This window comes from Gluconobacter sp. R75690, assembly GCF_015244525.1.
Lineage (GTDB): Bacteria > Pseudomonadota > Alphaproteobacteria > Acetobacterales > Acetobacteraceae > Gluconobacter > Gluconobacter potus.
The window spans coordinates 221,165-234,156 of record NZ_JABCQB010000003.1 but is presented as its reverse complement, the minus strand read 5'-3'; the positions used below and the strand labels follow the sequence as shown (position 1 = coordinate 234,156).

General features: G+C 61.2%; 12 protein-coding genes. 5 read left to right on the top strand and 7 right to left on the bottom strand.

Annotation, left to right across the window (positions count from 1 at the left end; all coding sequences use genetic code 11):
* Positions 1-101: 101 nt before the first annotated feature.
* Positions 102-1,700: an alkaline phosphatase gene (locus HKD27_RS05005; RefSeq protein WP_194688666.1), complete on the top strand. Its 1,599-nt coding sequence runs from the start codon at positions 102-104 to the stop codon at positions 1,698-1,700.
* Between the two features lie 18 nt (positions 1,701-1,718).
* Here the strand turns inward: HKD27_RS05005 and HKD27_RS05000 are convergent, their stop codons facing one another.
* Genes HKD27_RS05000 through HKD27_RS04990 form a run of 3 tightly spaced genes read right to left on the bottom strand, consistent with a single transcriptional unit; the run spans position 1,719 to position 4,026 of the window.
* Complete coding sequence (locus HKD27_RS05000; protein WP_024716813.1) at positions 1,719-1,910, bottom strand: hypothetical protein; 192 nt, start codon at positions 1,908-1,910, stop codon at positions 1,719-1,721.
* Entirely contained in the window at positions 1,910-3,778 is a 1,869-nt protein-coding gene (locus tag HKD27_RS04995; protein ID WP_194688667.1) for a ferrous iron transporter B, read from the bottom strand. The genes HKD27_RS05000 and HKD27_RS04995 overlap by 1 nt, the downstream gene beginning before the upstream one ends.
* A gap of 5 nt (positions 3,779-3,783) precedes the next feature.
* The gene (locus HKD27_RS04990; protein ID WP_081107367.1) at positions 3,784-4,026 is read right to left on the bottom strand and encodes a FeoA family protein; all 243 of its coding nucleotides are present in this window, start codon (positions 4,024-4,026) and stop codon (positions 3,784-3,786) included.
* 409 nt (positions 4,027-4,435) lie between these two features.
* Between HKD27_RS04990 and HKD27_RS04985 the strand changes: the two genes are divergently transcribed.
* Positions 4,436-4,777: a metal-sensitive transcriptional regulator gene (locus tag HKD27_RS04985; protein ID WP_062497675.1), complete on the top strand. Its 342-nt coding sequence runs from the start codon at positions 4,436-4,438 to the stop codon at positions 4,775-4,777.
* A gap of 15 nt (positions 4,778-4,792) precedes the next feature.
* Here the strand turns inward: HKD27_RS04985 and HKD27_RS04980 are convergent, their stop codons facing one another.
* The 4 genes from HKD27_RS04980 to HKD27_RS04965 all read right to left on the bottom strand — a co-directional run bounded on the left by HKD27_RS04980 (position 4,793) and on the right by HKD27_RS04965 (position 8,221).
* Positions 4,793-5,110, bottom strand: a complete 318-nt coding sequence (locus HKD27_RS04980; protein ID WP_194688668.1) for a hypothetical protein — start codon at positions 5,108-5,110, stop codon at positions 4,793-4,795.
* A gap of 35 nt (positions 5,111-5,145) precedes the next feature.
* Positions 5,146-5,934 (bottom strand): copper resistance protein B, encoded by a 789-nt coding sequence (locus tag HKD27_RS04975; RefSeq protein ID WP_194688669.1) that lies wholly within the window; start codon positions 5,932-5,934, stop codon positions 5,146-5,148.
* Positions 5,931-7,739: a copper resistance system multicopper oxidase gene (locus HKD27_RS04970; protein ID WP_194688670.1), complete on the bottom strand. Its 1,809-nt coding sequence runs from the start codon at positions 7,737-7,739 to the stop codon at positions 5,931-5,933. The genes HKD27_RS04975 and HKD27_RS04970 overlap by 4 nt, the downstream gene beginning before the upstream one ends.
* Before the next feature lie 86 nt (positions 7,740-7,825).
* The gene (locus HKD27_RS04965) at positions 7,826-8,221 is read right to left on the bottom strand and encodes a hypothetical protein (protein ID WP_062497677.1); all 396 of its coding nucleotides are present in this window, start codon (positions 8,219-8,221) and stop codon (positions 7,826-7,828) included.
* 309 nt (positions 8,222-8,530) lie between these two features.
* On the opposite strand from HKD27_RS04965, the gene HKD27_RS04960 reads away from it, so the two are divergent.
* From HKD27_RS04960 to HKD27_RS04950, 3 genes are all read left to right on the top strand, one after another.
* A complete protein-coding gene (locus HKD27_RS04960; protein ID WP_081107369.1) occupies positions 8,531-8,743 on the top strand; it encodes a heavy-metal-associated domain-containing protein in 213 nt (70 codons plus the stop codon).
* Positions 8,744-9,194: 451 nt separating this feature from the next.
* Positions 9,195-11,252 carry a TonB-dependent siderophore receptor gene (locus HKD27_RS04955; RefSeq protein WP_370544238.1) on the top strand — a complete coding sequence of 686 codons (2,058 nt, stop codon included), beginning with the start codon at positions 9,195-9,197 and terminating at the stop codon, positions 11,250-11,252.
* Positions 11,239-12,957: an ABC transporter ATP-binding protein/permease gene (locus HKD27_RS04950; protein ID WP_370544234.1), complete on the top strand. Its 1,719-nt coding sequence runs from the start codon at positions 11,239-11,241 to the stop codon at positions 12,955-12,957. The genes HKD27_RS04955 and HKD27_RS04950 overlap by 14 nt, the downstream gene beginning before the upstream one ends.
* Positions 12,958-12,992 lie beyond the last annotated feature (35 nt).

The following is a 12,992-nucleotide window of genomic DNA, read 5'->3' as shown; positions in this document are numbered from 1 at the left end:
AAACCCTCTGCCATGTGTCCACACAATGGAGGGCGTGTGTCCCAAGACCTCTGAGAGCCCGGTTCCGCTGCGGACCGGGCTCTGTTGGAAAGAAGTGCTGCATGGTGTTCATGAAACGTAGAAGCCTGCTGACCGGCCTTGGCGCGGGTCTCCTCCTGTCCACGCGCGTCCGTGCCCTGCGTGCGGCTGTCCCGCGTGATCTGGAAAAGAACCCGAGCTTCAAAGCCTCCCCGTTCCAGCTCGGTGTGGCCTCCGGCGATCCGGCCTCCGACGGGCTGGTGCTCTGGACGCGGCTGGCACCGGATCCGCTGCAGGAGGCGGGGGGCATGGATGTTCTCAAGCCGGTTCTGGTGAATTGGGAGATCAGCGAGAATGGGAATTTCTCGAAGCCCGTGCAGAGCGGACAGACGCTGGCGCATCCCGAGCTTGGCCATTCGGTTCATGTCGAGGTGGCCGGCCTGAAGCCGGACCGTCCGTACTGGTACCGCTTCCATATCGCAGGTTACGAAAGCGCCGTTGGCCGTGGCCGCACGCTCCCGCTGCCGGGTGCGCCGATGTCGCGCGTGCGCTTTGCCGCGGCGGGCTGCCAGCATTACGAATATGGCTACTACACCGCCTGGCGCGCCATCGCGAACGAGCCGATCGACTTCGTGTTCCACTATGGCGATTACATTTACGAAGGCCCGGACAGTGGGGATCATCTGCGCGACATCGACGGCCAGAAAGCGCATGTCCTGCGCCGCCATGTCGGGCCGGAATGTTATTCGCTGGACGAATATCGCCGCCGTTATGCCCAGTATAAAATGGACCCGGATCTTCAGGCTGCGCACGCGGCGACGTCCTGGATCGTCAGCTTTGACGACCACGAGATCGACAACAACTGGGCCGGAGATACGGATCAGGACGGCACGCCGCCGGAGATTTTCCGTCTGCGCCGGGCGTCGGGGCTGCAGGCCTATTACGAGAACATGCCGCTGCGGGCGACGTCCATTCCCGATGGCAGTCACATGCAGCTCTATCGCAGCTTCCGCTTCGGCGACCTGATGAACATGTTCGTGCTGGATACGCGCCAGTATCGCAGCGATCAGGCTTACGGCGACACGAATGCGGCGCAGGGCAAAGACGTCTGGTCGCCCGAGCGTACCATGATGGGGGCGCAGCAGGAGCAGTGGCTGTTCGATGGTCTGGGCCGGTCGGATGCGAAGTGGAACCTGCTGGCGCATCAGGTCATGGTCATGGACCTGGCGCATCGCAAATCCGCCCATTCCGAACTGACCTACAGCATGGATCAGTGGTCGGGCTATCTCTACAGCCGCAAGCGCCTGCTGGATTTCATTGGCACGCACTGTCCCGGCAACGTGGTCAACGTGACCGGAGACGCGCACCGCCATTTCGCCGGGGATCTGCTTGTCGAACCGGGATGGGGCAAGCCGGTCTCGGTCGAGTTTCTGGCGACGTCTATTTCATCCGGCGCGGATGGGCTGGGCGATGATGATCATTTCAGCCGGATCGTCCGTAGCGAGAACCCGCATCTGAAGGTCACGACGGACAAGCGCGGTTATGTGCTGTGCGATGTGGGGCCGGATGTATGGCATGCCGATCTGAAGATCATCGACCGGGTCATGGTGCGGGACGGCGCACTGTCCACCTATGCCAGCTTTGCCGTCGAGCGCGGTAATCCGGGCCTTCAGAAAGCCTGAGGCCTGGAGGTGACTGCCCTAGTGGCAGCCGCCCTTGCCCGAGCGGTCACAGCCCGTGCACCCGCCGCAGCCCTTGCCGATGGTGGGTTGCGGTGCAGGGGCGAAGCCCACGGCCGTGCGCAGGCGGCCCCAGCCCTGGGGGAAGAGACGCGCATACCAGTAAATCGCGGCGGCGCAGACGATCAGCAGGGCAACAGCAACTTCGATCATCAGGGAACTCCCGTAATGGCGCGGGTGATGTGATAGGTCAGGAACGCCGCCAGATAAGCCAGTCCGAACAGATACGCCGCAGCCCATAGAACGGTTTTGATGGACCCGGTTTCCCGCCGCATGACAGCCAGCGTGGAAATGCATTGCGGCGCATAAACATACCATGCCAGCAGCGAGAAAGCGGTGGCCATGCTCCACTGCGTCGAGAGCAGCGGCAGGAGCTTGTCAGCCGCGCCATCATCCGTGGCCCCGATGGCATAGACGGTGGCCAGTGAACTGACGGCCACTTCACGCGCCGCAAGTCCGGGGATCAGCGAGACGCAGATCTGCCAGTTGAAGCCTATGGGCGCGAACACCCACTGCATCAGATGGCCAATTCGTCCGGCCAGACTGTAATCGATGGCGGCACCCGGAGCGCCTGCGGGCGGCAGCGGGAAGCTCGACAGCGCCCAGAGCAGCACGTTCAGCGAGACGATGATCGTCCCCACGCGAGAGAGGAACATCACCGCGCGCTGCCACAGGCCGAGTGCCAGGCTCTTGAGGTTCGGGCGGCGATAGGGCGGCAGTTCGAGCAGCAGCGGATGTTCTTCGGACTTCACACCGCGTGTCATGACACGGGCGGCGATCACGCCGCTGACAATGGCCACGGCATAGAGCCCGAACAGTACCAGCCCCTGAAGCCCGAAAATCCCCAGGATGGTCCGGTGCGGCACGAACGCGCCGATCAGCAGCGTATAGACCGGCAGACGCGCCGAGCACGTCATGAGCGGCGCGATCAGGATCGTGACGAGCCGGTCCCGCGGGTTCTGGATGGTCCGGGCTGCCATGATGCCCGGAATGGCGCACGCGAAACTCGACAGCAGCGGAATGAAGGACCGGCCGCTCAGCCCGGCCAGCGCCATCAGCCGGTCCAGCAGGAAGGCGGCGCGGGGCAGATAGCCGGATTCCTCAAGGGCGAGAATCCACAGGAACAGGATGAGGATTTGCGGCAGGAACACGATGACCGTGCCCGCACCCGCGATCACACCATCGGCCAGCAGGCTGTGCAGAATGCCGTCCGGCAATGGCTTGAGGACGATCTGCCCGAAGGTTGAGATCCCGCTGTCCAGCCCGTCCATGAGCGGCTGTGCCCAGGCGAAAACGGTCTGGAACATGACGAACAGCACGACCAGAAGAATGACCGGACCCCAGACCGGATGCAGGAACAGCCGGTCCAGCCGGTCGGTCAGGCGGTCCGTTCCCGCGGAAGGATCGACGACATAGGTCGCCAGAAGCCGCCGCACTTCCATGTGGGGATCGATCCCCGTCGGGAGCGGGTCCGGTGGCGCGGGAAGGGGCAGATCGAGGGCCTGAAGAAGCGGCACGACGCCCGCGCGGTTGAGACTGACAACAGGCACGATGGGCATACCCAGATCGGCCTGCAATCCCGCTATGTCGATCTGAAGTCCGTTGCGCCGGGCTTCGTCCATCATGTTCAGCGCGACGATGACGGGCAGGCCGAGCTGTTTGAGTTCCAGCAGAAAGCGCAGATGCAGCCGCAGATTGGTCGCCGAAATGACGGCCACCAGCATTTCGGGCTGTGGTTCGGAGCGGTGGCGGCCCAGACAGACATCGCGCGTGACGTCCTCGTCCGGGCTCGTCGAATCAAGGCTGTAGGCGCCCGGCAGATCCAGCACGCGGATCGCGCGGCCATTGGGCGTCGTGAAGAACCCTTCCTTGCGTTCGACCGTCACGCCCGCATAGTTCGCAACCTTCTGCCGGCTTCCCGTCAGCTGGTTGAACAGGGACGTCTTGCCGCAGTTCGGATTTCCGACGAGGGCGATATGCAGGCTGGGGGCGGGCGTCTGCGTCGAGGCTGTCGAACTCATGGAGATCAGGCGGCAGGCCGCAGACCCACGCGGGCGGCTTCGCCCCGGCGCAGGGCAAAGCGCGACGTTCCCAGACGCACGGCGATCGGATCCCTGCCCATCGGTCCGGTCGCGACCACCTGAACGGCCTCGCCGGGGACGAAACCCAGCTCTTCCAGTCGTGTGGCGATCGGGTCCAGAGGCGCGCGCTGCTCGATCTTCTCGATTACGGCATGAGCGCCCTTGGGCAGTGTATCCAGATACAGCATCAGTTCGGTACCCCGGTAATATGGCGCGGGCTCAGCGGCCCGGACCTTTACCCTAGATAGGCGCATCCTGTCCGTCCGGGAAGGGGAGTGAGAATGATTTGCATCAAGAGCGCTCAAGACTGAACGAAATCGCCGGTTTTATAATAAATTTTATGAAAATCGGTGCCGGGTGGACAGGGAACGGCAGAAGCACCCCGAATAACAGGAAAGACCTGACTGTTCGGGCATGAGGGGGTATGTTTTTCCCGTCGGCAGACTCGGTTTTTTCCGATCCCGAAACACGAGCGGGTATCGTTGGACTGGAAATTCCGGACGCAGAGGGGCATACACCGGCCTGTGGGCGCCGGATTGGGCGGGCATGAACCCATGATGTTACGTTCGGAATGTCTGGCAGAGGGCGGATCCTGGAATGGCACTATCCCATAAAGAACATGCAGTGGATGTCTGCGAGAGCTGCGCGCCACTGGACGATGACGGCCGGCGTGTCGAGCAGCCCCGCAAGAAGGCCCTGACGAACCGCGTCCGCCGGATCGAGGGGCAGGTTGGCGGTGTTCTCAACATGATCGAGAATGATCGCTACTGCGTCGATATCCTGACCCAGATCTCCGCGATCAAGTCGGCGCTGGATGGTGTGTCCATCCAGATCCTGTCGTCCCACGCCAATGGCTGCGTACGCCGCGCGGTGCAGGAAGACGGTGGAGAAGACGCCATCGACGAACTTCTCCAGGTCGTTCGCCGGATGATGCGCTGAGAGAACCCTGCGCGCTCAGCGGTCCAGCGTTTCGCCGGGAGCGGACTGGCTCGTCATGCCCATGTCCATTTTCTGACAGGCGGCGAGTTGCTGCTTCATCTTCGGGGTCAGGGTGCTTTTCTGGCGGCTAAGCGTCTGTAGATGCGAGCACAGGACCATCTGCTGATCCATGCTCAGCCCGGCCAGCGGCTTCTGGGCACTGGATGACGGCATGGCCATCTTGCCGCCGCTCATGTCCATGTGGCTCATATCCATGCCGGGCATCGACGGGGCGGCGGCGCGAGCCATGCCGGTGGCGAGAAGGACGGTCAGTGCGAGGAAAGTCTTGCGCATGATGTTGGGCTTTCGTTGTGATTGAACAGGGATGATCAGAACCAGCTTCGGACGCCGAGGCTGAAGCGGACGGAGCCGGTGTCGTCGTGCTGGTCACGGGCGATCCGGCGGGCCTGGGTGAGATATCCGGAGTAGGTTACGGCCACGTAGGGCGCGAACTTCCGCCAGAGCTCGTATCGCAGGCGCAGACCTGCATCGACATCCGACAGACCGGCGCCAGCCTGACGTCCCGCGTCGGATTTCGTGTACAGGTTGAACTCGGCCTGGGGCTGAAGGATCAGGCGGTTGGTCAGCAGGAAGTCGTAAGACCCCTCGATGCGGGCGGCGAAACGTCCGCGATCGCTGACATAGGCCGTGGCTCCGAACTCGAATTCGTACAGCGCCAGACCTTCGATCCCGAACGCCCCCCAGGTGCGGGTTGGACCGTCATCGAGGTCCATGCGCACGCCGCCCTGAAGGTTCCAGTAGGGCGAGATCGCACGCGTATAGAGGAGTTCGTGGTCGCCATCGCTCAGGCGGCCTTTTTCGAGCGTGCCCTCTGATTTCAGCCAGATCTTGTTGTAATCGCCACCGAACCAGACTTCGCCATCCCACCGGAAATCGGTGCCGCCAGGCGCATAACGGCCTTCAAGCTGGTTGAAGATGCCGTGCAGCCAGGTGCCCTGATCCATCGAGGGCTTGATGTTGCCGATATAGACGACCGGGGTCGCTTCCGGCGCGTCGGCGGCATGATAGGTCGGCTGATCGGCATGGGCCGTGCCGGGCAGGGCGAGGGGGGACAGGGCCACGAGGGCCAGAAGCGCGAGGGAAAGGGCGTGTTTCATGCCACGATCACCGTGCGGAACATGCCCAGATCCATGTGATACATCAGGTGGCAGTGATACGCCCACATGCCGGGGGTATCGGCCGTCACCAGATAGCTCAGTTTCGAGCCCGGCTGGGAAATGATGGTGTGCTTGTAGGGGCGGTAGTCGCCCTGGCCGTTTTCCAGTTCGCTCCACAGACCGTGCAGATGGATCGGATGTTCCATCATGGTGTCGTTGATGAGCGTGAAGCGCACGCGTTCGCCGAGTTTGAGGCGGATCGGGCCAGATTCCGAGAATTTCCGGCCATTCATGCCCCAGATATAGCGTTCCATGTTGCCGGTCAGGTGCAGGATGATTTCCCGCGTCGGCGGCCTCAGGTCTGCTCCGGGGCGCGTGGCGCGGAGCTGTTTGTAGTTCAGGACGCGGCGGCCGTTGTTCTCCAGCCCGTCGCCGGGACTGCCGGTCCGGTCGATCGGCATCATGGCGCGCATCTGGTTTTCGACATTGATGGGCGGGGGCCCGGGATCGTCCACTTCCATCTTCGGCATGGCCATGTGGCTCATATCCATGCCCTTCATGTCCATGCCGTGCATGTCCATTCCGGCCATGTCGCCATCCATCTTCATGCCGGACATATCGCCCGACATGTCCATGTCCTTCATGCTTTCACCGGGCTTCATGTTCCCCATGCCCATATCGACCATGGTGCGGACGGGACGTGGGTCCATCGGCGGCAGGGGGGCGATCATGCCCTCATGCGGGGCGAGTGTGCCGCGTGCGTAGCCGGTACGATCCTCGCTCTGGGCGAAAATGGCATAGGCGCGCTCGTCCTTCGGCTGGACGATCACGTCATAGGTTTCCGCCACGCCGATGCGGAACTCGTCCACGGGGACGGGTTCGATATCGTTGCCGTCAGCCTGCACGACCAGCATTTCGAGGTCCGGAATCCGGACGTCGAAGAACGTCATGGACGAGCCGTTGATGAAACGCAGACGCACTTTCTCGCCGGGCTGGAACAGGCCGCTCCAGTTCATGTCCGGCGCATGACCGTTCAGCGTGTAGGTGTAGATCGCGCCCGAGACATCCGCGATGTCGGTCGCGGCCATGCGCATTTTGGACCAGGCCAGACGGTCCGCGAGCGCGGCACCTGCACTCCCCGCCTCGCGTGCTTCCTTGGGGAAGGACGCGGCCGTGCGCTGGCGGAAGACGTAATAGTCGTCCTGCATCTTGAGATTGCTGACGATGTCATCGGGCATGACATCCGTCCATTCGCCCAGGAAAATGACGTAATCGCGGTCGCAGGCGTTCGGGTCCGGGCGGCGCGGGTCGATGACCAGCGCGCCATACAGGCCCATCGCTTCCTGCATCCCGGAATGGCTGTGATACCAGTAGGTGCCGCTCTGATGGAGCTTGAAGCGGTAGGTGAAGGTCTCGCCTGGTGCGATGCCGCCAAAACTTAGCCCCGGTACGCCGTCCATGTTCGAGGGCGTGCGGATGCCGTGCCAGTGGATCGAAGTGGGTTCGTTCAGTGTGTTGGTGACGTTGATGCTGACGGTATCGCCCTGTTTCCAGCGCAGGATCGGACCCGGCACCGTGCCTCCGGCGGTCGGCGCATGCATGGTCTTGCCATCAAGCGAAATGCGCGTGTGGCCGATTTTCAGATCCCATCGGTCGGATGGCATGGGCGGGATGAGACCCGAGGAAGCCTTGGACGAGAACGCGTGTGAGGTTCGGGGAAGGGCGGCCAGCAGGCCCCCTGCGCCAAGACCCGTTACGAAACGTCGTCGTGTCAGGCCGCCCCGGATGCGGGACGGAAAGGTCATGAGGAAAATCCGCGAAAATGACAGAGGATCAGGCCCTGTCTGTCCCTTGAAGGCAGCAGGACGGGTCCACGCCTGTCAGGCGTGTGTCAGATTGCGCGGAATTTCGGCGGGGGAGAGGCGGGGATCCAGTCGGTGCCGCTGAAACGGTCGTGTCGTCCGGACGCAAAGGCGCGTGCGATGAGACTGGCGGGACCGGAAGGCTGGATGGACGCCACGGTCAGCATGGGTTCGGTCGAGACCACATGCGTATGACAGCAGCCTTCGGAAGACTGCTGGGGATGGGGGATGGCATGGAAGGCTGACGTGCTGCAGCAGTCCGTGCTGTCGGGCTTCTGGTGATGGGCCATATGCTGCATTGCCATGGCCATGTGGTGGGGTGCTTCAGTCCGGGCCTGCGCGGTGGACGTGCCAAGCAGCAGCCCGACCTGCATCAGCAGGCAGGCCAGCAGGCCGATCCAGATCCGGGCATGTGTCCTGACCATCAGAAGTCCCCGCAGGAGGGTAAGAAACAGAGCGATCCATCGTTCGAATCTGATGTGATCCTATACCCGCCGGGGGGATGGGGAAAGATTATTTTTCGAGACGCAGAAAAAATGACTTGTCGAATCTGTTTCGTAGGCAATATGAAAATTGCATACCCCAGTACGGTATATAAAACATAAATAAATGGTGGAATAAGGGATATTGCTAGAATCATTTATTGTGAATAGTTATATATATACCCTACCCCCATACCGTATTTTGATGTGCCATTGCAGGGGTGTGGCTCTCTATCTGAAGGATTTCATGACATGACAGAAACAGCGCACATGACGGTCGAGGGAATGTCCTGCAATGGCTGTTCCGGCAAGCTCCAGCGCGCCCTTGAGGCCGTAAACGGCGTGAAGGCCGTCGACATCGTGCTCGATGGCGGAAAGGTCACGGTGTCCTATGACCCGGCCCAGGTTTCGCCCGTCGCTTTCAGGGACGTTGTCGAAGACACGGGATTTGACGTCGTTTCCTGAGGCGCGACATGCCTCCTCCTGAAAAGATGGTGCGGCCAGGTCTGCCAGATTCGGAACAGGAGCGTTTCATTACCGGTCCCATGCCACGCGACGTCCCTTTCGGAACGCAGGATGTTGCATGGCGCCGGCATGTCTCTCTAGGACAGACACTATGACACAGCATGGCACTTCAGTTCGTCGTCGGCTCAGCCTTTCTGCCATTTCTCACAATGCCCTGATCTGGGGCAGCCTGATGGCAGGCGTCTGCCCTGCGGCCATGGCCGATACGGTCGCGGCGCGGACGAAAAATCACCCGCCCGTCTGCCATGCCACACACAGGACGCGGCATCCGGTGCGCTGTACTTCGCATCAGGCTGCGGCTCCGAACGCCCAGCAGTCTGCAAAGGCGCCTGTCGCCGGTTCCGTAGCAGCCGCTGCTTCTGCCACGGCCGTTGCGCAGTCCTCTGCCGATATGGACGGAACAGAAGCGGAAAATATCCAGGTTCTGGGGACCAACCATACCTATACGGCACCCGCCGTCGAAGCCTGGGGCAAGAGCCCCGTGGCGCTCAAGGACGTGCCGCAGTCTGTTTCCGTTATCACCCAGCAGCGCATGGAAGATTCCAACATGCTGACGATGGCGGATGCCATGCGCCAGATCAACGGAATCCGCGTTCTGCCCGGCTCGACGGCCAATTCGAATTATTATTCCCGTGGCTATCAGCTCACGACATCCGTGGACGGCACGCCCGATGCGTCCGGCACGCTGAACAACGCGGCTTTTGACCTGTCCATGTATGACAGGATCGAGGTGCTGCGCGGGTCGTCGGGTCTGTTGCAGGGCGGCGGTGGCGCGGGTGGTGTCGTCAATGAAGTCACGAAGAAGCCGGGTCGGGATTTCGCGGTCGATGGTTCCGCCATGGTCGGGAGCTTCAACAATTACCGTGCCGATGTGGATATGACCATTCCGCTGAACAGGTCGAAGACGCTCCGCTTCCGGACCGCCGATCTGTTCCAGGACAACGATTATTTCTACAAATACTCCCATTCGCGCAAATGGCAGGCCTATGGCGCGCTGGAATGGGACGTTACGCCGACCACGACGTTCCTCGTCTCCCATGCGGCCCAGCAGCAGGATATTACGGCGCCGTATTACGGTCTGCCGGTCACGACGCAAAAGACGCTGTGGTATGGTGGGCGCGACGCCAATCCAAGCCAGGACTGGGGCTACAGCAATTACATGACGCAGCAGACGATCGCGTCCATCACCCAGAAGCTCTGGGGCGACTGGACGGCGACCGCGCGCGCCACGTTCTATGACCAGAGCTACAACACGCTGTATAACGAGCCCTGGACGACGATCGATGCCAATACGGGCCTGCTGCAGTATCAGGATGCCGGTATCGTGGGGATGCGGGGCAAGAACACGTCGCGTTCGGCGGATGTGTATGCCCAGGGCAGTTTCCGTCTTCTGAACCGCACGCATCATGCGCTGTTCGGCTTCAACTACAATTCCTACGAACAGCTGACGCAGTATGCGAACGTCAACTGCGATGCCATCTACAATAATGTCAGCATCAACAACACGGGCGTCGTGAAAGCACCCGCTGCGAACTGCATCGACTACAAGCAGAACGATGATGGTTACGGCACGGACGACTACGCCTACCAGTGGGGTTTTTACGGACAGCTCCGCCTTGAAGTGATCCGGCATCTCTCGCTGATCCTTGGCGGACGCGTATCGCGGTTCTACGAGAAGCTCCAGTATGTCTCGCCCGGGCCGAAGAGCGAATGGACGACGACCTCGGACATTCATGGCCAGCTCACCCCATATCTGGGCACGGTCTATCAGATCACGCCGAACATCTCCTGGTATGCCAGCTATTCCAGCATCTTCACGCCTTCCGTCGGTCGGCAGACCTATCGCGGGGGCGGGCTGAAGCCGCAGGAAGGCAATCAGGTCGAGACCGGTTTCAAGGCGGAATATTTCCATGGCCGCCTGAACATCTCTTCCGCGCTGTTCCGGATGGAGAGCGTGAATCAGCCGGTTCAGGATCCGGAGCACTCGCAGTTCTACATGACCACGGGTCCGATCCGGCGTCAGGGCTGGGAAGCGCAGATTGATGGCGAGATCCTGCCGGGGCTCGATGTCTCGATCGGCTATACCTATCTGGATACGAAGGTCTCGAACTCGAAAGTCAGCGATTTCGGCGGCGTCTATTCCCCGCACCACATGTTCAAGTCCTGGGTGCATTACAACGTCCCGAGCGGACGCCTGAAGGGACTGAATTTCGGCGCGGGGATTGATGCCAACAGCAATCTGCGCGGCAGTTATGCGACGACCGTGCAGGGCGGCTATATGACGCTGGACAGCATGATCGGTTACAAGATCAACAAACATCTGAAGCTGCAGCTCAACGCGACAAACCTGACCAACCGCTATTACTATGAGCGCGCCAGCGGCGTCTGGCAGTTCAACTTCCCTGCCGCTCCTCGCAGCTTCATGGCCACACTTCGTGCAAACTACTGACGAAACGACCCCGCCACATTCGCTTTCGGACTGGAAAGTCCTTTTTCCCTACTGGAAATCCGAAGAGAAGTGGTGGGCCTGGTCCCTTCTGGGCGGGACCATCGGACTGTCCGTGCTTTACGTTCAGTCCGCCGTCTGGTTCGGGGCCTGGTATCACCGGTTTTTCGATGCCTTCTTTGCCGGTCAGGTCGCGCATTGTCTCGGAATGCTGCCGCTTTACCTGCTGGTGACGGTCGGCTCTGTTGCGGTGCATGTGACGCAGACCTATCTGACGCAGGTCCTCTCCATGCGCTGGCGTCTGTGGAACACGCGGGTCTATCTGCGGCAGTACCTGTCGGAAGAGGCGTATTACCGGCTCGAACACGGTCCGAACCGGGCGGACAACCCGGATCAGCGTATCGCGGATGACCTGTCACAGATGACGGTCCAGACGCTCAAGCTCGGTCTGGATGCGATTGATGCCGTGACCACGCTGTTCTCCTTTGCGGTCGTTCTGTGGAACATCGGGGGGGTATTGTCTTTCGACTGGCATGGCCATCATTTCCACATTCCCGGCTATCTTTTTCTGGGCGCCGCGATCACGACCCTGACGGCCTCGGGGATTCTGGAGCGGTTCGGCTCGCCTCTGATCGGGGCGAATTACCGGCAGCAGCATTTCGACGCGGATCTGCGTGCGGGGCTGATGGATATCCGGCGCAACTCCGAACAGATCGCCTTTTATGGTGGCGAGGATGCCGAGCATCTGCGTCTGTCCGGCTATCTGGCGCATATCGCCACCAACTGGCGCAGCGTCGTGCGTTACACCTGGCGGGTCAATTTCATCGGTGAAATCTATACCGGAATCGCAACGGTGCCGTTGTGGCTGATGCTGGCTCCCAAAGCTATGGCCCATGCCCTGACCTTCGGGCTCTATTCCCAGATCAACTCCGCTTACACACAGGTCCGGATCAGTCTGGAATGGTTCATTTTCAATTATGCGGATCTGGCGACGCTGCGTTCGGTGCTCCAGCGTCTGGGTGAGTTCGAGCGGACGGTCAGCCAGCAGCCCGAGACAGGAATTGAACGTTTCGCATCGGAAATCCCTTCGGTGCAGATCCGCGATCTCACGCTCTGCCTTCCGGATACGAAACCGATTGCCCGGATCGGCAACCTGACGCTGGAAAGCGGGGAGCGCTGGCTGGTTCGTGGGCCGTCAGGTTCGGGGAAAAGCACGTTCCTGCGCGCGCTGGCCGGATTGTGGCGTCACGGGAGTGGGGCGGTGTCCTTCAACATGCGTCAGGCCATGTTCCTGCCCCAGCGCAGCTATGTGCCGTCCGGAACCCTGCGTCAGGCCCTGAGCTATCCCGCAACGCCGGACCGTTATGAAACAGCGTCCTGTCAGCAGGCTCTGGAAGCCGTGAATCTGGCGGGATACAGCCATAGACTGGATGAAATCGCCGACTGGGGAGAGGTATTGTCTCCCGGAGAGCAGCAGCGGCTGGCTGTGGCCAGAGCGCTCCTGTTCCGGCCGGCGATCCTCTTTCTGGACGAGGCGACATCCGCGCTGGACGAAGGCAATGAACGCCGTCTTTACGAGGCCCTTCTTTTCGCGCTGCCAGGCACCACCTTCATCAGTGTGGCGCATCGCGATGCGCTGTGCCGCTTCCACGATCACGAGATTGTTCTTGGCGATGGAAATGCCGTCTTTTCCGTGCTTGAAAAATAGGGTGGTGGGGTATATTTCTCACGAACCCTTTGCAG

Bases quoted from the DNA above. Each gene is read 5' to 3' on its own strand.
- HKD27_RS04955 (WP_370544238.1), top strand. From the start codon at position 9,195: ATGGACGGAACAGAAGCGGAAAATATCCAGGTTCTGGGGACCAACCAT.
- HKD27_RS05000 (WP_024716813.1), bottom strand. From the start codon at position 1,910: ATGATCGAAGTTGCTGTTGCCCTGCTGATCGTCTGCGCCGCCGCGATT.
- HKD27_RS04975 (WP_194688669.1), bottom strand. From the start codon at position 5,934: ATGAAACACGCCCTTTCCCTCGCGCTTCTGGCCCTCGTGGCCCTGTCC.
- HKD27_RS04995 (WP_194688667.1), bottom strand. From the start codon at position 3,778: ATGAGTTCGACAGCCTCGACGCAGACGCCCGCCCCCAGCCTGCATATC.
- HKD27_RS04990 (WP_081107367.1), bottom strand. From the start codon at position 4,026: ATGCTGTATCTGGATACACTGCCCAAGGGCGCTCATGCCGTAATCGAG.
- HKD27_RS04965 (WP_062497677.1), bottom strand. From the start codon at position 8,221: ATGGTCAGGACACATGCCCGGATCTGGATCGGCCTGCTGGCCTGCCTG.
- HKD27_RS04970 (WP_194688670.1), bottom strand. From the start codon at position 7,739: ATGACCTTTCCGTCCCGCATCCGGGGCGGCCTGACACGACGACGTTTC.
- HKD27_RS04980 (WP_194688668.1), bottom strand. From the start codon at position 5,110: ATGCGCAAGACTTTCCTCGCACTGACCGTCCTTCTCGCCACCGGCATG.
- HKD27_RS04985 (WP_062497675.1), top strand. From the start codon at position 4,436: ATGGCACTATCCCATAAAGAACATGCAGTGGATGTCTGCGAGAGCTGC.
- HKD27_RS05005 (WP_194688666.1), top strand. From the start codon at position 102: ATGGTGTTCATGAAACGTAGAAGCCTGCTGACCGGCCTTGGCGCGGGT.
- HKD27_RS04960 (WP_081107369.1), top strand. From the start codon at position 8,531: ATGACAGAAACAGCGCACATGACGGTCGAGGGAATGTCCTGCAATGGC.